This is a genomic window from Mycobacteroides sp. LB1, from assembly GCF_013449725.1.
Classification (GTDB): domain Bacteria; phylum Actinomycetota; class Actinomycetes; order Mycobacteriales; family Mycobacteriaceae; genus Mycobacterium.
Genome location: NZ_JACCFF010000004.1, coordinates 86,920 through 106,458 on the forward strand (window position 1 = coordinate 86,920; position 19,539 = coordinate 106,458).

Consider the following 19,539-nt stretch of genomic DNA (forward strand, 5'->3'; position numbering starts at 1 on the left):
CGTGCGGGCGGCTCAGGCCGGGGACAGTTCATGGGGCGCAGGGTCACGCACCTCGCTGAAATCGACCGCGGGGGTGGCGGCGGGGCGCGCCGTCATCCCGATCAGGCATCCGGCGATCACCACGACCGCCCCCACGAGCTCCGCGGCGGTCGGCTGCTCTCCGAGGGCAAGCCACGAGGCGGTGATCCCGACCACCGGAACCAGCAGCGAGAACGGTGCGACCCGGCTCGCGGGGTACCGGCCCATGAGATAGGTCCACAGGCCCAGGCCGACGATGGTGGCCAGCAGCACGATGTAGGCCAGGCCGGCGAGGGCGATGAGCCCGCTGCGCTCAGTGATTGACGTCAGCGCGCGCCATCCGGCGGACGGCCCCTCGGCGACCGCTGACAGCGCGAACAGCGGGATCGGCGGCACCACCGACATCCAGAGCGTGAGCCGCAGCGCTGTTTGCGGATCGCTGTTGTCTGCCATAGCCTTTCGACTCGCGATGTTGCCGAAGGCCCAGCCCAGGGCGCCGAGTAGCGTCAGGATCACCGGGACCACTGCGGCCGATGCGCCGTGCACGGCACGATCGGCCGCGATCAGCGCCATGCCACCCATCGCGAGGGCGATACCCGCGATCTGCAGACCCGACATCCGTTCGCCGAGCAACAGCACGCCCAGGATCACCGTGAACGGTGCCGATGCTTGCAGCACCAGGGAGGCGAGCCCCGTCGGCATTCCGTTCGCCATGGCCAGAAACAGGAAGGCGAACTGGATGGTGCCGAAGCCGATCCCGTACAGCAGGAACCACCGCAAAGGCACCCGCGGTCGGGGCACGAAGAGGATCACCGGGATCGCGAGCACCGCGAACCTCAGCCCGGCGAAGAAGACCGGCGGGAAATGCTCGAGCCCCGCATGTATCGCCACGAAGTTCAGGCCCCACAACACTGCGACAGTCAGTCCGAGGAGCCGGTGCCGAGTGGTCATGCCGTCGATCCTGCGTACTCAATCGATTTAGCACAATCTAATTAATGTGCACTATTAATGTAGATTTTCTTCATGGAAGTGCGCCGCCTGCGGATTCTCCGCGAATTTGCCGACCGTGGCACCGTCGGCGAGGTGGCCGACGCGATGAGGCTCACCCCCTCGGCGGTATCGCAGCAACTGAAGGTCTTGTCACGTGAGGCCGGTGTGCCGTTATTGCGGCAGGCCGGACGGGGAATCGCGCTCACGGAAGCCGGCCGTGCCCTCGTGCTGCGCGCCGACGAGGTGATTGCCGCCGTCGACCACGCGGCCGAGGAGATGGTGACGTATAGGGAGGGGACCCAGCCGGTCGTGCGGATCGCGTCGTTCCCGTCTGGTGGCAGCCTGCTGCTGCCGCGGCTGGTGGCGGCGGTCGAGGGTGTGGTGGACGTGCGCCCGGGCGACGAGGACGTGACGTACAGCGAGGCCCCCGGGCTGTTGACCGAGTACGACATAGTCGTCACCCACCGGGACGAGCTGGCCGCCGCCCTGCGGTCGGCGCGGGTGTGGTCGATGACGCTGATGCGGGAGCCGATCGATCTCTTGGTGCACAGGGATCACCCGCTGGCGGGGCGTGGTTCGGTCACACCGGACGAGCTGGCCGACGAGACTTGGATCAGTGTCCCCGAGGGCTTCCCGGTAGATGACGTGCTGGTCTCGCTCGGGGTATCGACGGGCATCCGTCCTCGAGTCCGATTCCGGTTCAAGGATTTTCAGATTGTCGAAGACATGGTGGCGCACGGCCACGGCATCGCACTGATGCCGCGGTACGTGAGCCGGAGCCCGCGGGTGGCGCGTCTCGTCATCCGTGAGGTCCGCGCGGGGCGGCTGTATGAGGTACTGGCCCGCCCCGGTGCCCAGCACCGCCCGGCGATTGCCGCGACCATCCGCGGGTTGCAGGACGCGGCGGCCGTGTTGGAATCGCGGTAAGTGTTAGACGGAGTGCTCGCTGTGCTCCCGGATGTGCTCCAGCACCAACGCAGCGGTCTCGTCGGGCCGTTCCTCGGCAATCCAGTGGGACACGCCCTCGAAGACCTCGAACCGGTAGGGTGCGTCGACGTACTTGGGATTGGCGTCGGCGGCCGCACGGGTCACTGCGGCATCCCCGTCGCTCCAGATGAAGAGGGTGGGCACCCGGACCTTCGGCGCCGGCGACCGCAGTGAATAACGCATCGCCCGATACCAATTCACCGTCGCGGTGGCAGCTCCGGGCTCGTTCAACAACTCCCGGGTACGTTCGGCCAGCCGGTCGGATACCTTCATCCACTTCTTGCCGAAGCGGCCGAATGCCTCCCTGTCGCTGAAGATGAACAGCCATTCGGGGAATCTCGGGATCTGGAACAAGAGCATGTACCAGGAATGCAGAATCTGGCCGCGCGGCATCGCATCCCGGAATGCGCGCGGGTGTGGCACCGACAGCACGGACGCGGTGTGCACCCGGTCACCGTGGACTCCCGCGACCTGCCAGGCCACCGCAGCGCCCCAGTCATGGCCCAAGACATGGAATTTTTCGACACCGGCCTGGTCGGCGAGCGCAATAACGTCTCCGGCCAGCTTGTCCAGGGTGTAGTTCTTCACCCCAATGGGCCGGGTGCCCGCGGAGTAACCCCGTTGATTGGGCGCCAGCACCCGGAAGCCGGCCGCAGTCAGCTTTGGGATGACCTCTTCCCACATCGTCGCGCGTTCCGGAAAACCGTGCAGCGCAATGATTACCGGGCCATCGATGGGGCCCTCGTCCAGGACGTCGAAGGTCAGCCCGTCATTGGTGAAGCTGCCGAGCCCGCTCATCGGACGGCGAGCTTCTCACCGGCCTTGAGGTAGTGGCCGGTTTGCAAGTCTCGTCCGTAGCCCGCGATGAACTCGCCCAGGCGGAACACCACCTTGCCGCTGATCGCGGTGGCCACGACGGTCTCGTCGTTGCGGTTCACCATGCGAGACAGGTTGTCGAAGAACGGAGCCTCTGCCTCGTTGTAGGCGTCGACCGTGTCGTCCAGCTTCGTGGGGTCGATGACGACGAAGTCGGCACGGTCACCCTCACGTAGATGTCCGGCGTCCAGGCCGAACCAGTCGGATAGTTCGCCCGTGAGCCGGTGTACCGCATGGCCAAGGGGCAGCACGGTTTTCCCAGCCTTCTGCGCGTCGTTCATGCGTTTGAGGAAGCGCAGCGCGAAGTTGTAGAACGCCATGTTGCGCAGGTGCGCACCGGCATCGGAAAAGCCCATCTGGAAGTTGGGGTCCTTGGCCATCTCGTCGAGGACCTTGGGGCGATGGTTGCCGACGACAGTGGTCCACCGGACGTTCTTTTCGCCGTTCTCGACCAGCACGTCGAGGAAGGCGTCGAGCGGCTGGATACCGCGCTCGTCGGCGATTTGCCCAAAGGTCTTGCCGATCAGCGAGGCATCGGGGCATTCGACGACGCTGGCATCGTAGAAGTCCTTGTGCCACAGGCCCGGCTTGTGCTTCTTGATGGCGAATTCGCGCCGGAACTTGCGGCGGTAGGTCTTGTCGGCCATCAGCTTGTTGCGTTCGAGCTGCTCGCGAATGTGTAGCGCCGCGGTACCGGCGCCGAACTCCTCGAACACCGGCAGGTCGATACCGTCGGAGTAGAGGGTGAACGGCACCGGGAGGTGCTGGAACTTGACGTTGGACTTGAAGAACCTGTTACCGATCGCCGCCGCGGCGCTGAAGAACACGTTCGCGCCCTTGATGCTCTTGGAGTCGGCTGCCACCAGCAGGCTGACCGGAACGGCCTTGCGACGCTTGAAGAAACGGGTTCCCGAGGACAGGAAGAACAACACGGCGGTCAGCGGGTTTTCGATGTTCGGGGCGCTCTGCAGGATGCGGTCACGCTTGCGTAGCACGTTGATGAGGTGCCAGCGCTCATGCCACCACGCGTAGGTCGATGGCAGTGCCCGCGAGCGGTAGCGGTCGCCGTCGAGCTTGTCGATGGGGGCGTCCATGCCGGACATGCCGAGCATCCCGGCATCGAGTGCCTTGTCGAGCATGTCGGCCATGCGGTCGAGTTCCTTGCGAGTGGGGAACGACCAGTTGTTGGTGGCCCGTCCCAGCCCCATGACGGCGGTACGCAGATCTGAATGCCCAAGGAAAGATGTCACATTCGGGCCGAGGGGGAGAGCGTCGATCTTCTTGACGTAGCTCTCCGGATCGGTCCAGTCCTGGAACTCGTTGAGGGCGCCGATCACATGCTTACGCGGCACCGCCTCCACGCGGCTGAACAGGTCGGCCGCATCCTCGGGCTTGGCGTAGACCGTCGACATGGAGCAGCAGCCCAACACGATGGTGGTGACGCCGTGCCGAACGGACTCGTCGAGGCCCGGGTTGAGCAGCACCTCGGCGTCGTAGTGGGTGTGGATATCGACGAACCCGGGCAGCACCCATTTGCCGGCGGCGTCGATAACCTCTGGGCAATCGGTCTCATCGAGCGCAGCAGTCGAGACCGTCGCCACCCGTCCATCCTTGATGCCGAGGTTGGCCTGGCGCGGCTCGGACTTGGTGCCGTCGAACCAGAGGCCGTCGCGAATGATGAGGTCGTAATCGCTCATGGGGGGCTGCCCTTCGTTGGGTGTTACCGAGAGTCTAAAAAAGATGGCAACCAATCACAATGTTAGTGATGGGCGCCACATTCGTGTCGCATTCCTCTAGTGTGCACCCGTGAGCCGCACCCAAGCTGAGCGTCGAGAGTCGACCATTGCGCGGCTGCTCGATTCCGGTATCGACACCATCGCTGAGCTGGGATATTCACGTGCCTCCGTGCAGAAAATCGCCCGGCGTGCGGGGCTGTCGTACGGGGCGCTGTTCCGGCATTTCCCGACGGTCGGCGATTTCATGGGCGCGGTGGCGCGCGAGACCTTGCGCCGCCAGCTGGCCACGGTGCGGGCGCAGTTCGATGAGGCGGGGGATCGTCTCACCGAATTTGTGGACGTGATGGCCGTGATGCGGGCGCTCAAGGAGGAGCCCATCAACGCGGTGCTGTACGAACTCATGGTCGCTGCGCGCACCGACGAACAGTTGCGCGCGACCCTGCAGGTCGCGGTGGCCGAGTACGGCGCCCAAATGGTTGGGCTGGCGCGATCGGTGCCGGGCACCGACCGATTGTCCGAAGCGGAGCTCGTCACGCTGGTGTTCATGATCACCGATATGTTCGACGGGGAGGCACTGGTGAAGACGCTGCGCCCCTACCCGGAGCTGGTCGCAGGTAGGGACGCGCTGCTCGCCAAACTCCTGCGGGGATACCGCCCGGATGCATAGCCAGCCATACCCCGACCGATAGGGTCGGGGCATGCGCGTCCTTGTCATTGGGTCCGGTGGCCGTGAACACGCTTTGGCGCTCGCGCTGCGGCGCGACCCGCAGGTGGACTATCTGGCGATAGCCCCCGGTAATGCCGGGACCTCTGCCGTCGCCGAACAGCACGCGGTGGACATCGGCTCCGGTACCGAGGTCGTGGCGCTGGCCGCGCAGTTGAACGTGGATCTCGTGATCATCGGCCCCGAGGTCCCGCTGGTGCTCGGCGTCGGCGACGCCGTGCGTGCGGCAGGCATCGCATGCTTCGGTCCGTCGGCCAACGCCGCGCGTATCGAAGGGTCCAAGGCTTTCGCCAAGGACGTCATGACCGCCGCCGGAGTGCGCACCGCGCGTAGCGAAATCGTGGACAACCCAGCGCATCTCGATGCGGCCCTGGACCGGTTCGCCGGCGAGCCGGCCTGGGTGGTCAAGGACGACGGGCTGGCCGCGGGCAAGGGCGTGGTGGTCACCGACGATCGGGCCGCGGCCCGGGCGCACGCTGCGAGCCTGCTCGACGACGGGCATCCGGTGCTGCTGGAGTCCTTCCTCGACGGGCCCGAGGTGTCCCTGCTGTGCATCGTCGACGGCGAGACAGTCGTGCCGCTGCTGCCGGCTCAGGATCACAAGCGGGTGGGCGACGGCGACACGGGCCCGAACACCGGCGGCATGGGTGCCTACAGTCCGCTGCCCTGGCTACCCGAGGCGGTGGTAACCGAGATTGTGGACACTCTCGTCAAACCCGTTGCCGCTGAGCTTGTTAAGCGCGGCAGCACATTTACGGGAGTCCTGTATGCGGGGCTGGCGATCACCTCGAACGGTCCCTCCGTCGTCGAATTCAACTGCCGCTTCGGCGATCCCGAAACTCAGGCGGTGCTGGCGCTGCTGGAATCGCCACTGGGGCAGCTGTTGAATGCCGCCGCGACCGGGACTCTCCACGACTTCGGCCCGCTGCGCTGGCAGAACGGCAGTGCCGTCACCGTGGTGCTGGCCGCCGAGAACTATCCGTTGCGTCCGCGCACCGGCGACGTGATCACCGGCTCCGAGGGCGAGGGTGTGCTGCACGCCGGGACTGCCCGTCGTGAGGACGGCGCCGTCGTGTCTTCCGGTGGACGGGTGCTGTCGGTGGTCGGCACCGGCGCAGATCTAGGGGCCGCGCGCGCCGATGTGTACGCGAAGGTCAAGGCAATTCGTCTGCCGGGCAGCCACTTCCGCAGCGATATCGGGCTGGCCGCCGCCGAAGGGCGTATCAGCGTCTAGGCGGATGACAAGGGGGACTGATGGGGCGCCGAGGTTGGTTTGCGGTTGGTTCGGTGGCCGTGGTTCTCATCGCGATCGTGCTGCTGGCGGCGAGCTGGAGGTCGAATCGATCACAGGCCGTGCCGGCTCCTGATGCCCACGAATTGTCGTTGTGTACCGCCTTTCTCGCTGTCAGCGAACGTGCCACCCTCGAGTACGACGACTTCTCGAAACTGACAAAGCGTCGCACCTGGTCGTGGGAGGACGAGCGGGTCCGCGTCGCTGCATCAGCGTTCGGTCTGGCATTGCGGCGCGAGACAGAGTCGTTGCGGGTGCTGCTGCCCGACAGTCATGCCGAACATGGACTGACGTTGGAGGCGGACATCCGTGGCATGACCGAACAGAACCTGGTGTTGGCCGACAAGATCACCCGGCGTGACGGCCTTCTCTCGGTCGACGCGTTGGTCCTCCGCTACGGGTTCGCTCATCAATCGGCGGCGCGTTCCTGTAATACGACTCGCGACTTCGAAGGCATCAGGCAGGAACAAGTACATCAGTGCGAGGACCGACGGTCGGGTTCGATTGCGAACTGGTGGACGGTCCGATGCGTTCAGGCGCCCAAGGAACCCTCAACGACTTTCGAGGTCCCTCCGAATCCGGGACTCTAAGCGGCCAGGATCGGTGCGATCCAGCTGAGTGCGAGCGGGACCTGCGATAGCCAGTACCCGCCCTCGTGTGCGCCCGGACCGAATTCGCCGGCGGGAGTCGCCGGGAGCTGCTCGGCGAAAACCTTACTGGCAGTGTAGAACCTGTCATTGAACCCGGACGACACCCATATCGGCATCCCGTTCAGCTGGGGCCGCCCTAAAACGGTGTTCTCTTCCCAGTTCTCCTCGTTGTCAAAGGCGTCGGCGGTGGCTTCCGGATAGGACAGCCATATTGACGGGCTGACCGCGGCGACGGCGGCTGTCCGTGGGCCACCCAGGCGCGCGCCGTTGAGAAGCGCGCCGTACCCGCCCGCGGACCAGCCCATGAAGGCGACCCGGGACACGTCGAGACCTTCCTGCTCGGCGAGCATCGGGATGAACTCGTTGATGATCATGGCGCCGGGATCGTCACCGTTCGCATGGGGGTGCCAGTAGCTGTTGCCGCCGTCGATCGCGGCGACCGCGAAGGGCGGGGCTCCCGCCGCGACCAAATCCCCGAGCATCCGCTCGTAACCCCAGTAGATGGTCCGGTCGGCGTTCTCGTCACGGCCGTGCAGCATGATCACCGGCCGTACGGGCCAATCGACCCCGGGTGGCCTGGCTATCTTCCACCCGGTGGGAATGCCCCCGCGAGCCTCGGAGATGAACGATCCGCTGGTGACATCGGCGGCGGCCCGAGCAGGCGCCGCGAGCGCCGGGAGAAGCGCAGCACCGGCCCCGAGCGTGGCACCCATCTGCAGCAGGCGGCGACGGCTCATATCGGTCACGGCCGCCATAATGCCAGCGGATGGCAAACCCGTCGAGGTCGTTGGTTATCCGGTCACCGGCGTCACGCGGTGAGCAGCGGCGCCATCCATGCCATTTCCGCGCCGATCTGCGAGCTCCAGAAGGAGCCGTCATGGCCGCCGGGACTGAATCCGCCCGCGGGTGGTGTGGGCAGCTGCGCGATGAACTGTTTGGTAGCGCTGTAGAACGGATCGCTGTCACCGCAGTCGATACGCAGCGGAATCGAGTTCAGGGCCGCCAGCCCCCACACCGAGTTCGCGGCGTAGTCGTCAGGGCCGTCAAAGGCGCCTGGTGCGGCAGCACCCGAGGACGTCCACAGCGCCGGGCTGACGGCGGTGATGGCGGCGGTGCGCCCAGCGCCCAGGCGCGAGCCGAGCAGCATGGCACCGTATCCGCCCATCGACCAGCCCAGGAATGCGACGCGTGAGGTGTCCAGCCCCTGCTCGGCCAGCAGCGGGATGAATTCATTGAGCACCATGGCGCCGGAGTCCTCGCCTGAGGCCCGCTTGTGCCAGTAGCCGCCGCCACCGTCCACGCTCGCGAGGGCGAACGGCTTGGCGCCCGAGGCCACGGCCTGCGCCAGCATGTTCTGCACGCCGCCTTCCATGACGCCTGCGGCCGTCTGACCTTTGCCGTGCAGCGCGATGATGGGCCGGATCGGGCCGGTGACACCGGGCGGCCGGGCGATCCGCCATTCGGTGCCCACACCGCCGCGGGCGGCCGAGACGAAGGAACCCGCGGAGATGGCACCATCGGCGCGGGCCGGGAAACCTCCCGTGCCGAGTAGGGCGGCACCGGCTCCGGTCGCCGCGCCGAGCTTGAGCAGAGAGCGTCGGGACAGATCACGCATGTCGACCATCATGCCCGGGCGATGAGCGCTAGCGCGAAGAGCATCTTGCCGAGCGTTCGATACCGTCGATTCATGGCAGGTCTCTCGCAGCGATCGGACGTTCCACCGTTCTACGTCATGGACGTGCTGACGGCGGCGGCCGCGCGCCAGCGCACGCATGGGGACCTGATCTCCCTGGCTGCCGGCCAGCCGTCGACGGGTGCCCCCGCGGTGGTTCTCGACGCGGTGCGGGAGGCCCTCGGTACGCACGTGCTCGGGTACACCGAAACACTGGGACTGCCGGAACTGCGTGCGGCGATCGCCGAGTATCACCGGGAGCGATCGGGTATCGACGTCTCCGCGGACGACGTCGTCGTCACCACCGGATCCTCGGGTGGATTTACGCTGTTGTTCCTGGCGGCTTTCGATATCGGGGACACCGTGGTGATGACGCGCCCCGGATATCCCGCATACCGCAATTGTCTTGCCGCACTGGGCTGCCGGGTCATCGAGATCGACTCCGGACCGGAGACGCGATACCAGCCGACGGTGGCGATGTTGGAGGCACTCGATAAACCGCCCGCCGGTCTCATCGTCGCCAGCCCCGCCAACCCGACCGGCACCATCATCGACGCGACGGAGCTGGAGGCACTCGCGTTATGGTGCGAGGCCAACGGCACCCTGCTGATATCCGACGAGATCTACCACGGACTGTCCTATGGCGATCAAAAGACTTCCAGTGCATGGGAATTCAGCCGTGAAGCGATCGTGATGGGTTCGGTGTCCAAGTACTTCTCGATGACGGGCTGGCGGCTGGGCTGGATGCTGGTGCCGCGCCGTTTCCTGCGCGCCGTCGACCGGTTGTCCTCCAACTTCACCATCTGTCCGCCCGCCGTCTCCCAGTACGGTGCGCTGGCGGCGTTCAGCCCCGAGGCGCGCGTCGAGCTCGACGGACATGTGCGTCGGTACGCCGCCAACCGGACGCTGCTCATCGACGGTCTTGCGGCCGCGGGTATCACCAAGATCGCCCCGCCCGACGGCGCGTTCTATGCCTATGCCGATATTGAGCACCTGACCGATAATGCCGAACAGTGGTGCGCGGACTTGTTGGCGCGCACGGGGGTAGCCGTTGCACCGGGTATCGACTTCGATACCGCGCACGGCCACCACACCGTCCGGTTGAGCTTCGCCGGGAGCGGAGACGCGATCGAGGAGGCATTGGAGAGGCTGGGCACGTGAGTCGGCGGCGGCTGACGCCGACTGCTTGCACGAGATAGCGCAAAACGCCCGTGGGGATGCGTCGCTGCTGGCAGCATGACTTGGCGTGACGGTCAGGCAGCAGGTGGAGGTGTTCCCGCACGGGAGCGCCGTGCACCGTCCCCAAGCTACCCCGAAAGGGGAGCGACGGCGGCGTGCGCTGATCAGTGCCGCCGCTGAGCTGTTGCGGGAGAATGGTATTGATGCGGTACGCCACCGTGCGGTGGCGCAGCGTGCGGGCCTGCCGCTGGCCTCCACCACGTATTACTTCTCCTCGCTTGAAGACCTCATCGCGCGGGCCGTCGAGCATGCAGGGGCACACGAGCTGGAACAGATCCAGGAACGGCTGTCGTTGGTTCAGTACCGGCGTCGCGGCGCCGCCGCCACTGCCGAGGCGGTGGTGGACCTGTTGTTCGGCACGCCGGGCTTCGGCGGTGGGGAACAGCTGGTGTCGCGGTATGAGCGTGAGCTGGCCTGCAGCCGCCATCCCGAATTGCGCGAGGTACAGCAGCGGTTGCGCGACCAACGGGACGAAGCGGTGGCGCAAGTGGTTCGCCGCTCAGGCCGGTCCATCGATAACGAGCATGTTGCGGTGCTGATTTCGACGATCGATGGCGCGATTGTGGGTGCGCTCACCGAAGCCGCGAGCAGCCCGCAGGCGACGGCGACGGCGATGCTGGTGGACGTCATGGACGTACTCGCCCCACTGGAAGTGGAGCAGATGGCAGAGTCGATTTCCTACCCCCCATAGACTCTTGTCGTGCAAATCCCTAACGTTCTGGCATCCCGGTACGCGAGCGACGCAATGGTGCAGTTGTGGTCGCCACGGTCAAAGGTGGTGCTGGAGCGCCAGTTGTGGATCGCGGTACTGCGCGCCCAACGCGATCTCGGCATCGACGTTCCAGACGGTGTCATCGAGGACTATGAGCGAGTTGTCGAGGATGTCGACCTGGATTCGATCGCCGCTCGTGAGCGTGTCACCCGTCACGATGTAAAGGCACGCATCGAGGAGTTCAGCGCACTCGCCGGACACGAGCACATCCACAAGGGCATGACGAGCCGCGATCTCACCGAGAACGTCGAGCAGCTGCAGATCCGGCGGTCGCTGGAGTACGTGCACGCACATGGCGTCGCGGTGGTCGCGCGGCTCGCGCGTCACGCCGTCGAGTATCGCGATGTGGTGATGGCCGGGCGCAGTCACAATGTCGCCGCGCAGGCAACCACATTGGGTAAGCGGTTTGCGTCGGCGGCCGACGAGACGCTGCTCGCGCTGACCCGGCTGCGTGAGCTTCTCGACCGGTATCCGCTACGGGGTATCAAGGGCCCGATGGGCACAGGGCAGGACATGCTCGACCTGCTCGATGGCGATACCGACAAACTGGCGGAACTGGAAGAGCGGGTTGCGGGATTCCTCGGATTCTCCAACACCCTGACGAGCGTCGGCCAGGTGTATCCACGCTCGTTGGACCACGATGTGGTGTCCGCGTTAGTGCAGCTTGGCGCCGGACCGTCCTCGCTGGCGCACACCATCCGCCTGATGGCGGGGCATGAGCTGGTCACCGAGGGCTTCGCCCCCGGACAGGTGGGCAGCTCGGCGATGCCTCACAAAATGAACACCCGCAGCTGCGAACGCGTCAACGGCCTGCAGGTGGTGCTGCGCGGGTACGGCTCCATGGCCGCGGAACTGGCTGGGGCGCAATGGAATGAAGGCGACGTATTCTGTTCGGTGGTGCGCCGTGTCGCCCTGCCCGACGCGTTCTTCGCCGTCGACGGGATGATCGAGACCTTCTTGACCGTGCTCGACGAGTTCGGTGCGTATCCGGCGGTGATCGACCGGGAGCTGCGTCGCTACCTGCCGTTCCTGGCGACCACCAAGGTGTTGATGGCCGCGGTGCGAGCCGGGGTGGGTCGTGAGGAGGCCCACGAGGTCATCAAGGAGCACGCCGTCGCGACGGCGTTGGCCATGCGTGAAAAGGGCGCCGAGCCAGACCTTTTGGGCCTGCTGGCGGATGATCCGCGGCTGCCGCTTGATGCCTCGACACTCGAGGCGGCGCTGGCCGACCGGGCCTCGTTCACTGGGGCCGCCGCCGATCAGGTCGATCGGGTGGTGGCTGCTGTCTCGGCGCTTGTCGACGCTTACCCCGATGCCGCCGCGTACAGCCCGGGTGCCATCCTGTAGTTCATGGATGGGGTGGACCTGACCGACCTGGACAACTTCGCCGGCGGATTCCCCCATGCCCTGTTCGCGAGGCATCGGCGCGAGGCGCCGGTGTACTGGCATGAACCCACCGAGAACACCCCCGATAATGAGGGTTTCTGGTCGGTGGCAACGTACGCGGAAACCTTTGAGGTGCTGCGCGATCCGGTGACGTATTCGTCGGTGACCGGAGGTGATCGCCCGTACGGCGGTACCCTGCTGCAGGATCTGCCGATCGCCGGACAGGTGCTCAACATGATGGACGATCCGCGGCATCGTCAGATTCGCAAGCTGGTGAGCTCCGGTCTGACCCCGCGCATGATCCAGCGTGTTGAGGATGACTTGCGGGTGCGGTGTCGGGCACTTCTGGATGCGGTGGAACCGTCGGTACCGTGTGACTTCCTGGTCGATATCGCCGCTGAGCTGCCCATGCAGATGATCTGCATTCTGCTGGGGGTGCCGGAGTCGGATCGGCACTGGTTATTCGAAGCCGTAGAGCCCAGTTTCGATTTCGGCAAGTCACGCCGCTCGCAAGTTACCAGCTCCCTTGGCGACCCGAATTCTGGCATGTACCAGTATGGTTCGGAGTTGGTTGCCCGTAAGCGTGCCGAGCCGTCCGATGACATGTTGTCGGTGGTGGCCAATGCGACGGTCGACGACCCGGAGGCGCCCTCGCTGTCGGATGCGGAGTTGTACCTGTTCTTCTACCTGCTGTTCAGTGCGGGTGCCGAGACGACGCGCAATGCCATTGCCGGTGGACTGCTGGCCCTACTTGAGCATCCTGATCAATTCCGTTCGCTGCGTGCGGATCTGGGGCAGCTGCCGTCGGCAATCGAGGAGATGCTGCGCTGGACCTCGCCGTCACCGTCCAAGCGCAGGACCGCAACCGTCGATGTCACGTTGGGCGGACGGCGCATCTCTCCGGGACAGAAGGTGGTGGTCTGGGAGGGGTCGGCCAATCGGGATGCGCTGGTGTTCGACCGGCCGGACGTGTTTGATATCGCGCGCAAACCCAATCCGCACTTGGGTTTTGGGCAGGGTGTGCATTTTTGTCTGGGTGCGCATCTCGCGCGTCTGGAGCTGCGCGTGGTGTTCGAGGAGCTGCTGCCGCGTTTCGCGTCCGTGCAGCTGGCCGAGCCGGTGGAGTGGACGCGCAGTAACCGGCATACCGGTATCCGGCACCTGGTGGTCGCCGCTTCCTAACCCGCCGACACGCCGCCTGGTGGCGGGTTCGTATCGCATGTTCACGCCATAAGCGGGCGTGTCGACGCTAGGTGGTGCGCCAGGTCTTCGGCGGACCGATACCGGCCGCCTTCAATTCGACGGCGGCCAGGCCGCGTATCGATGCGGTGTCCTGGGCGCGCCAGGCCGCCACCGGATCGGCAGTCACGACTGTCAGCTTGTTCAGCGGCCGGTTGGCCAGCGCCCGCAGGGCCAGCAGCTGTTCACCGGTGGGGGTAGCAGCGAGCTGCACCGCGATCAGCTTGCGGCGAAAGAATCTGATCCGCAGAAAGATCCACGGCCCTGCGAAGGCCAGGATGGGTGGTGCGGCGACGGCGATCGCCAGTACAACTGCCAGCCAGGTCGCGGTGGTGTCCAGGTTGTGGCCGGCACCGGCCAGATCCCCGGCCGCCTCACTGGCTGCGCGCAGCGGACCACCCACTTTGTCGCCCACCAACGGAATCTTGTGTGCGCTATCGCCCGCGGAGTTCAGGTTGTCCGAGATGCCGTCGGCGCCGTCCTTCACCTGACGGCCCACCTCGGCGATCGCCGAGACGGCGCCGTGCACAGCAAGCCCGACAAATACCCAGATTGTGGTCCAGATTGCCACCGCTACATCGCTGAACAGCTGGGTGAGCAACCGTCCCGGTCGGGTGGAGTAGGGCAGGAATCGCATGAATCGTAGGATGGCACGATGCGTCCTTTGCTGTCCGATTACCGGCATGTGGCCAGCGGAAAGGTCCGTGAGCTGTACCGAGTCGACGACGAACACCTGCTGTTCGTCGCCACTGACCGGATTTCCGCCTTCGATTTCATCTTGGATACGCCGATACCGGACAAGGGGCGCATCCTCACCGCGATGAGCGTGTTCTTCTTCGGGCTGTTGGGGACGCCGAACCACCTGGCCGGGCCGCCTGACGATCCGCGTATCCCGGAAGAGGTGCTGGGCCGGGCTCTGCTGGTGCGCCGGCTCGACATGCTTCCGGTGGAATGTGTGGCCCGCGGATACCTCACCGGATCCGGGCTGCTGGACTACCAGCGCACCGGCGCGGTGTGTGGTCACGCGTTGCCGCAGGGGCTTGGTGAGGCCAGCCGTTTGGATCCGCCGTTGTTCACACCGGCGACGAAGGCCGATATCGGAGAGCACGATATGAATGTCGACTTCGCCACGGTGGTGGATCTGGTCGGCACGGTGCGCGCCAACCAACTGCGCGACGAGACCATCAATGTCTACACGCGGGCCGCGGCTCACGCCCTTCAGAAAGGAATCATCCTGGCCGACACCAAGTTCGAGTTCGGAGTCGATGGCGCGGGCACGCTAGTGCTGGCCGACGAGGTGTTCACCCCGGATTCGTCCCGCTACTGGAATGCCGCCAACTATCGGGCCGGGGTGGTGCAGGACAGCTTTGACAAGCAGTTCGTGCGCAACTGGCTCACCGGGCCTGAATCGGGATGGGATCGCGCGACGGACACCCCGCCGCCGCCTCTGCCGGACGCGGTGGCCGTGGCCACGCGGGAACGTTACATCGAGGCATACGAACGTATTTCGGGCCTTCGGTTCGCTGATTGGATCGGTCCGTCGGCGTGAGCGGGCCCGTACGCCCGCCCACCGCGAACCGCATCGACACCCAGCGTGAGTACCACGGGGATACCTTCGTTGACTCATACGAATGGATGCGTGAGAAGGAAAGTCCGGCTGTCATCGAACACCTGGAAGCCGAGAACGCTTACGTCGATGACCAGCTCGGGCACTTGGAAGGGCTGCGTAGCACCATCTTCGGCGAGATCAAGTCGCGCACCAAGGAGACCGATCTTTCGATTCCCACCAGGATGGGGCAGTGGTGGTACTACGCCCGCAGCTTCGAGGGGAAGCAATATGGCGTTCATTGTCGTTGTCCGATAGGCGAATCCTCGGGGAGGGAAAGCTGGACGCCGCCGACACTGGATCATGACGTTCCGGGGGAACAGATCCTGCTCGACGGGAACGCGGAAGCGGAGGGGCACGATTTCTTCTCCCTCGGCGCCGCCACCGTCAGCCCCGACGGGAACACGTTGGCGTACTCGGTCGACGTCGTCGGTCACGAGATGTACACGCTGCGGTTCAAGGACCTGCGTACCGGTGAGATGTACCCGGACGAAATCGCCGATATCGGAGCGGGAGCGACGTGGGCGATGGACAGCCGGACGTTGTACTACCCCGTGATCGACGAGGCGTTCCGCCCCTACGCCATTCGCCGGTACACGCTGGGTAGCGGCGAGGAACCAGTCGAGGTGTTCTCCGAGCCGGACGAGCGTTTCTGGATCGGGGTCGGCCGCACCCGCAGCGACCGCTTTGTCGCCATCAGCGTGCACTCCTCGGTGACCTCGGAGATCCTGATCGGCGACGCCGACGATCCCGCCGCGACCTTCACGCCAGTCTGGCTGCGTCGCACCGGTATCGAATACACCGTCGATCACATAGTGGTGGGTGATGAGGATCGACTCCTTATCCTCCACAACGACGGCGCCGTGAACTTCGCGCTCGCCGATCTGCCGGTCGCCGCGGTTGCCGATGGGCCCGCCGACCCCGCACTCGCACGCACCCTGATCGCTCATCGTGATGATGTGCGCCTGGATGGCGTGGAGGCGTTCGCGGAGCGGTTCGTGATCGGATATCGGCGAGAAGCCTTGCCGCGCATCCAAGTATGGCCGATCAGTGGCGATGGATACGGCGCACCGCAGGAGGTCGTGTTCGATTCGGAACTGATGCTGTCCGGGCTGGGCGACAACCCCGAATGGAATTCGCCGCTGCTGCGCGTGGGTTGTACCTCCTTCATTACACCGACTCGGGTCTACGACCTCGACGTTCGCACCGGGAAACGCACGCTCCTCAAGGAGCAACCGGTGCTCGGCGGCTATTGCCGCGAGGACTACGTGGAGCGGCGGGAGTGGGCGGTCGCCGAGGACGGCACCCGGATACCGCTGTCGGTGGTCCACCGCAGAGATACTCGTGAGCCGGCACCGACTCTTCTGTACGGGTACGGCGCGTACGAGATGTGTGAGGACCCGCAGTTCAGCATCGGCCGACTCTCGCTGCTGGACAGGGGCCTGGTGTTCGTCATCGCCCATGTGCGCGGGGGCGGTGAGATGGGCCGTCTCTGGTACGAGGACGGCAAGATGCTGTACAAGAAGCACAGCTTCACCGACTTCGTCGCGGCGGCAAGGCATCTCATCAAGGCCGGGGTTGCGTTACCGGACCGGCTCGCCGCTTGGGGAGGCAGTGCGGGCGGCCTGCTGGTAGGTGCCGCGGTGAATCTGGCGCCCGAGCTGTTCGCCGGAGTGCTGGCACAGGTGCCCTTCGTCGACCCCGTCACCACCATCTGCGACCCGACGCTGCCGCTCACCGTCACCGAGTGGGATGAGTGGGGAAATCCGTTGGAAGACAAGGATGTCTACGACTACATCAAGTCCTACTCGCCGTACGAGAACATTCGTGCCACCGAGTACCCGACCATTCTTGCGATGACCTCACTGCACGACTCGCGGGTGCTGTACGTCGAACCTGCCAAATGGGTGGCCGAGCTGCGGCATACCACTACCGGCGATCGCCCCATCCTGATGCGCACCGAGATGACGGCAGGCCACGGCGGTATCAGTGGGCGTTACGAGCGCTGGAAGGAAAGTGCATTCCAGCTCGCTTGGATCCTTGATGTCCTCGGCGCAGAAGGGGAGAAGTCGGATGTCTGATGAGGTCGTCGTTGTCACCGGCATCGGCGGAATGGGCAAGGTCATCGCCCGTCGCCAGGGCATCGGTAAGACGCTCCTGATCGCCGACTATAACGAGGAGGCGCTGCAGACGGTCGTCGATGAGCTAAAGGCCGACGGGCACAACGTCATCGGTCAGCGGGTCGACGTTTCCTCGCGCGATTCGGTCGCTGGGCTCGCTGAGTCCGCCGCAGCGCTCGGGCGGGTCACCCAGGTGGCGCACACCGCCGGCCTCTCGCCCGCGCAGGCACCGACGCAGGCTATTTTGGCCGTCGATCTGGTGGGTGTGGCGTTGGTGTTGGAGGAGTTCGGCAAGGTCGTCGCCTCCGGCGGTGCGGGCGTGGTGATCGCCAGCATGGCCGGACACATGCCCCTGGAGCTCACCGCCGAGCAGGAACAAGAGCTCGCCACCACCCCCGCTGAGGATCTACTTGTGCTGCCCTACGTGCAGAGCATCGAGTACCCCGCGGTCGCGTATCAGTTCTCCAAGCGCGCCAACCATATTCGCGTTAGGGCTGTTGCCCGGCGGTGGGGCGTGCGGGGAGCTCGCATCAACTCGATCAGTCCCGGGGTGGTGTCCACCAAGATGGGGCATCAGGAACTCGCCTCGGAGACCGGTGCCATCACGAAGGCCATGATCGACGGCTCGGCCTCCGGACGGATCGGCACATCCGACGATATCGCTGCCGCGTCCGCATTCCTGCTTGGCCCCGAGTCGTCCTATGTCACCGGCACCGATCTGTTGGTGGACGGGGGAGTTGTCGCCGCCGCACGGTCAGGCCAGCTGTTCAGCTGATGACCGAATCCATATCCTCGAGGCTCATGCCCTTGGTCTCCTTCACCCAGCGCGCCACGAACACCAAGGACAACACCGCGCAGATCGCGTAGAACCCGTAGGCGATTCCCAGTGCGTCACGCAGCGCGGGGAAGGTCACGGTGACAAGCCAGTTCGCGGCCCAGTTCCCCGCAGTAGCCACTCCCATGGCCGCCGCGCGGATCCGGTTGGGGAAGATCTCACCGAGCAGCACCCAGACCACCGGACCCCAGGACATTCCGAATGCGACGACAAACAGGTTCGCGGCGATCAGGGCAACGGGTCCGGCTATGGGTCCCAGGTGTGGCTTGCCGTCCGTGACGGCGGCCGAACTGAAGACGATCGCCATGGTGCCCAGGGTCGCAGCCATACCTGCCGAACCGATGAGCAACAACGGTTTCCGGCCCACCCGGTCGATCAACGCGATCGCGATCAGCGTGGTCGCGATATTCGTGATCGAGGTGATGACGGTGATGGTGAAGGACGAGCTCTCGCCGAACCCGACGGCCTGCCACAGCACATTCGAGTAATAGAAGATCACGTTGATGCCGACGAACTGCTGGAACACAGCCAGCGCCACACCAATCCACACGATGCCGTACAAACCGCCGGCGGGCTTGCGCAGATCGCGCCATGAGGGCGCGGTGCTCTGATCGAGCGTCTCCTGGATTCGGGTGATCGTGATGTCCAGGTTCTTCTCTCCGAGCAGCCTCGTCAACACCGTGCGGGCCTCGGGTATCCGGTGCGTGGCAACGAGATAACGAGGTGACTCCGGGATGGTGTACGCCAGCGCGCCGTAGACCAGCGCTGGTACCGCCATCATGAGAAACATCCAGCGCCATGCGGGCAGTCCCAGCCACAGCTCGCTACGGGAACCACCCGCCAGGTGTGCCAGCAGCCAATCGATGGTGAGGGACAAGAAGATTCCGGTGACAATTGCCAATTGCTGTAGCGAACCCAACCGGCCGCGGATGTTCGACGGGGAGGTTTCCGCGATGTAGGCCGGTGCGATAAGTGAAGCGACGCCCACCCCCACTCCGCCGATCACGCGAAAGGTGACGAGCAACTCGATATTCGGCGATAGTCCGGCTCCGATCGCGCTCAGCAGAAACAGGGCGGCGGCGATCTTCATGACCGCCACCCGCCCGATCCTGTCGGCGACGCGTCCGGCCGTCATGGCACCGAGAGCGGCCCCGAGGAGCGCGGAGGCGACCGCGAATCCCAGCTCCGCGTCCCGGATCGCGAACTCGTCCTGGATCGCCTGTACAGCACCGTTGATGACCGCGCTGTCGTACCCGAAGAGCAGTCCGCCCAGCGCCGCCACCGACGCGATCCGCAGGGCACTGCGGCCAGAGGAGAATTCGTTCTCCTCGCTCATATGACCTCCCGCAACGTTGCGTAATGTGCAAACAGTCAACCATCGCAATACCGGTAACGTGA

18 protein-coding genes are annotated in these 19,539 nt (G+C 65.3%); 11 read left to right on the forward strand and 7 right to left on the reverse strand.

Going from position 1 to position 19,539, the window contains the following annotated elements; genetic code table 11:
- Window positions 1-12 precede the first annotated feature (12 nt).
- Entirely contained in the window at window positions 13-969 is a 957-nt protein-coding gene (locus tag MLB1_RS16600) for an EamA family transporter (RefSeq protein WP_180750950.1), read from the reverse strand.
- A gap of 72 nt (window positions 970-1,041) precedes the next feature.
- On the opposite strand from MLB1_RS16600, the gene MLB1_RS16605 reads away from it, so the two are divergent.
- The gene (locus tag MLB1_RS16605) at window positions 1,042-1,935 is read left to right on the forward strand and encodes a LysR family transcriptional regulator (RefSeq protein ID WP_180750951.1); all 894 of its coding nucleotides are present in this window, start codon (window positions 1,042-1,044) and stop codon (window positions 1,933-1,935) included.
- A 3-nt stretch (window positions 1,936-1,938) separates the two neighbouring features.
- Here the strand turns inward: MLB1_RS16605 and MLB1_RS16610 are convergent, their stop codons facing one another.
- The gene (locus MLB1_RS16610; RefSeq protein WP_180750952.1) at window positions 1,939-2,793 is read right to left on the reverse strand and encodes an alpha/beta fold hydrolase; all 855 of its coding nucleotides are present in this window, start codon (window positions 2,791-2,793) and stop codon (window positions 1,939-1,941) included.
- Complete coding sequence (locus MLB1_RS16615; protein ID WP_180750953.1) at window positions 2,790-4,568, reverse strand: amidohydrolase family protein; 1,779 nt, start codon at window positions 4,566-4,568, stop codon at window positions 2,790-2,792. The genes MLB1_RS16610 and MLB1_RS16615 overlap by 4 nt, the downstream gene beginning before the upstream one ends.
- A 109-nt stretch (window positions 4,569-4,677) precedes the next feature.
- Between MLB1_RS16615 and MLB1_RS16620 the strand changes: the two genes are divergently transcribed.
- From MLB1_RS16620 to MLB1_RS16630, 3 genes are read left to right on the forward strand one after another with little or no spacing between them, the layout of a single operon-like run.
- Window positions 4,678-5,274, forward strand: a complete 597-nt coding sequence (locus MLB1_RS16620; RefSeq protein WP_180750954.1) for a TetR/AcrR family transcriptional regulator — start codon at window positions 4,678-4,680, stop codon at window positions 5,272-5,274.
- Between the two features lie 31 nt (window positions 5,275-5,305).
- Window positions 5,306-6,565: a phosphoribosylamine--glycine ligase gene (gene purD, locus MLB1_RS16625; protein ID WP_180750955.1), complete on the forward strand. Its 1,260-nt coding sequence runs from the start codon at window positions 5,306-5,308 to the stop codon at window positions 6,563-6,565.
- 20 nt (window positions 6,566-6,585) lie between these two features.
- Window positions 6,586-7,212, forward strand: coding sequence for a hypothetical protein (locus MLB1_RS16630; RefSeq protein ID WP_180750956.1), 627 nt, complete (start codon window positions 6,586-6,588; stop codon window positions 7,210-7,212).
- Here the strand turns inward: MLB1_RS16630 and MLB1_RS16635 are convergent.
- Both MLB1_RS16635 and MLB1_RS16640 read right to left on the reverse strand, forming a co-directional pair.
- On the reverse strand, window positions 7,209-8,018 hold the full coding sequence (locus MLB1_RS16635; protein ID WP_180750957.1) for an alpha/beta hydrolase: 810 nt from the start codon (window positions 8,016-8,018) through the stop codon (window positions 7,209-7,211). The genes MLB1_RS16630 and MLB1_RS16635 overlap by 4 nt on opposite strands.
- 62 nt (window positions 8,019-8,080) lie before the next feature.
- Complete coding sequence (locus MLB1_RS16640; protein WP_305803606.1) at window positions 8,081-8,887, reverse strand: alpha/beta hydrolase; 807 nt, start codon at window positions 8,885-8,887, stop codon at window positions 8,081-8,083.
- Window positions 8,888-8,959: 72 nt separating this feature from the next.
- Between MLB1_RS16640 and MLB1_RS16645 the strand changes: the two genes are divergently transcribed.
- The 4 genes from MLB1_RS16645 (at window position 8,960) to MLB1_RS16660 (ending at window position 13,523) form a co-directional block, all read left to right on the forward strand.
- Entirely contained in the window at window positions 8,960-10,105 is a 1,146-nt protein-coding gene (locus MLB1_RS16645; RefSeq protein ID WP_180750959.1) for a pyridoxal phosphate-dependent aminotransferase, read from the forward strand.
- Between the two features lie 85 nt (window positions 10,106-10,190).
- A complete protein-coding gene (locus MLB1_RS16650; RefSeq protein WP_180750960.1) occupies window positions 10,191-10,874 on the forward strand; it encodes a TetR family transcriptional regulator in 684 nt (227 codons plus the stop codon).
- A 9-nt stretch (window positions 10,875-10,883) separates the two neighbouring features.
- Window positions 10,884-12,302, forward strand: a complete 1,419-nt coding sequence (purB, locus tag MLB1_RS16655; RefSeq protein ID WP_180750961.1) for an adenylosuccinate lyase — start codon at window positions 10,884-10,886, stop codon at window positions 12,300-12,302.
- Window positions 12,303-12,305: 3 nt separating this feature from the next.
- Complete coding sequence (locus MLB1_RS16660) at window positions 12,306-13,523, forward strand: cytochrome P450 (RefSeq protein ID WP_180750962.1); 1,218 nt, start codon at window positions 12,306-12,308, stop codon at window positions 13,521-13,523.
- Window positions 13,524-13,590: 67 nt separating this feature from the next.
- On the opposite strand, the gene MLB1_RS16665 is transcribed toward MLB1_RS16660, so the two are convergent.
- The gene (locus tag MLB1_RS16665) at window positions 13,591-14,217 is read right to left on the reverse strand and encodes a hypothetical protein (RefSeq protein WP_180750963.1); all 627 of its coding nucleotides are present in this window, start codon (window positions 14,215-14,217) and stop codon (window positions 13,591-13,593) included.
- A gap of 18 nt (window positions 14,218-14,235) precedes the next feature.
- On the opposite strand from MLB1_RS16665, the gene MLB1_RS16670 reads away from it, so the two are divergent.
- Genes MLB1_RS16670 through MLB1_RS16680 form a run of 3 tightly spaced genes read left to right on the forward strand, consistent with a single transcriptional unit; the run spans window position 14,236 to window position 18,081 of the window.
- Complete coding sequence (locus tag MLB1_RS16670; RefSeq protein ID WP_180750964.1) at window positions 14,236-15,129, forward strand: phosphoribosylaminoimidazolesuccinocarboxamide synthase; 894 nt, start codon at window positions 14,236-14,238, stop codon at window positions 15,127-15,129.
- Window positions 15,126-17,267 carry a S9 family peptidase gene (locus MLB1_RS16675; protein ID WP_180750965.1) on the forward strand — a complete coding sequence of 714 codons (2,142 nt, stop codon included), beginning with the start codon at window positions 15,126-15,128 and terminating at the stop codon, window positions 17,265-17,267. Before MLB1_RS16670 ends, MLB1_RS16675 begins: the two co-directional genes overlap by 4 nt.
- Window positions 17,260-18,081: an SDR family oxidoreductase gene (locus MLB1_RS16680; protein WP_180750966.1), complete on the forward strand. Its 822-nt coding sequence runs from the start codon at window positions 17,260-17,262 to the stop codon at window positions 18,079-18,081. The genes MLB1_RS16675 and MLB1_RS16680 overlap by 8 nt, the downstream gene beginning before the upstream one ends.
- On the opposite strand, the gene MLB1_RS16685 is transcribed toward MLB1_RS16680, so the two are convergent.
- On the reverse strand, window positions 18,074-19,477 hold the full coding sequence (locus tag MLB1_RS16685; RefSeq protein ID WP_180750967.1) for a sugar porter family MFS transporter: 1,404 nt from the start codon (window positions 19,475-19,477) through the stop codon (window positions 18,074-18,076). The two genes, MLB1_RS16680 and MLB1_RS16685, sit on opposite strands and share 8 nt — an antisense overlap.
- Between the last annotated feature and the right edge of the window lie 62 nt (window positions 19,478-19,539).

Excerpts from the sequence above, each read along its gene's own strand:
- MLB1_RS16600 (WP_180750950.1), bottom strand. The coding sequence starts at position 969 with ATGACCACTCGGCACCGGCTCCTCGGACTGACTGTCGCAGTGTTGTGG.
- MLB1_RS16630 (WP_180750956.1), top strand. The coding sequence starts at position 6,586 with ATGGGGCGCCGAGGTTGGTTTGCGGTTGGTTCGGTGGCCGTGGTTCTC.
- MLB1_RS16680 (WP_180750966.1), top strand. The coding sequence starts at position 17,260 with ATGTCTGATGAGGTCGTCGTTGTCACCGGCATCGGCGGAATGGGCAAG.
- purD (WP_180750955.1), top strand. The coding sequence starts at position 5,306 with ATGCGCGTCCTTGTCATTGGGTCCGGTGGCCGTGAACACGCTTTGGCG.
- MLB1_RS16605 (WP_180750951.1), top strand. The coding sequence starts at position 1,042 with ATGGAAGTGCGCCGCCTGCGGATTCTCCGCGAATTTGCCGACCGTGGC.
- MLB1_RS16640 (WP_305803606.1), bottom strand. The coding sequence starts at position 8,887 with ATGCGTGATCTGTCCCGACGCTCTCTGCTCAAGCTCGGCGCGGCGACC.
- MLB1_RS16670 (WP_180750964.1), top strand. The coding sequence starts at position 14,236 with ATGCGTCCTTTGCTGTCCGATTACCGGCATGTGGCCAGCGGAAAGGTC.
- MLB1_RS16665 (WP_180750963.1), bottom strand. The coding sequence starts at position 14,217 with ATGCGATTCCTGCCCTACTCCACCCGACCGGGACGGTTGCTCACCCAG.
- MLB1_RS16645 (WP_180750959.1), top strand. The coding sequence starts at position 8,960 with ATGGCAGGTCTCTCGCAGCGATCGGACGTTCCACCGTTCTACGTCATG.
- MLB1_RS16685 (WP_180750967.1), bottom strand. The coding sequence starts at position 19,477 with ATGAGCGAGGAGAACGAATTCTCCTCTGGCCGCAGTGCCCTGCGGATC.
- MLB1_RS16615 (WP_180750953.1), bottom strand. The coding sequence starts at position 4,568 with ATGAGCGATTACGACCTCATCATTCGCGACGGCCTCTGGTTCGACGGC.
- MLB1_RS16610 (WP_180750952.1), bottom strand. The coding sequence starts at position 2,793 with ATGAGCGGGCTCGGCAGCTTCACCAATGACGGGCTGACCTTCGACGTC.
- MLB1_RS16660 (WP_180750962.1), top strand. The coding sequence starts at position 12,306 with ATGGATGGGGTGGACCTGACCGACCTGGACAACTTCGCCGGCGGATTC.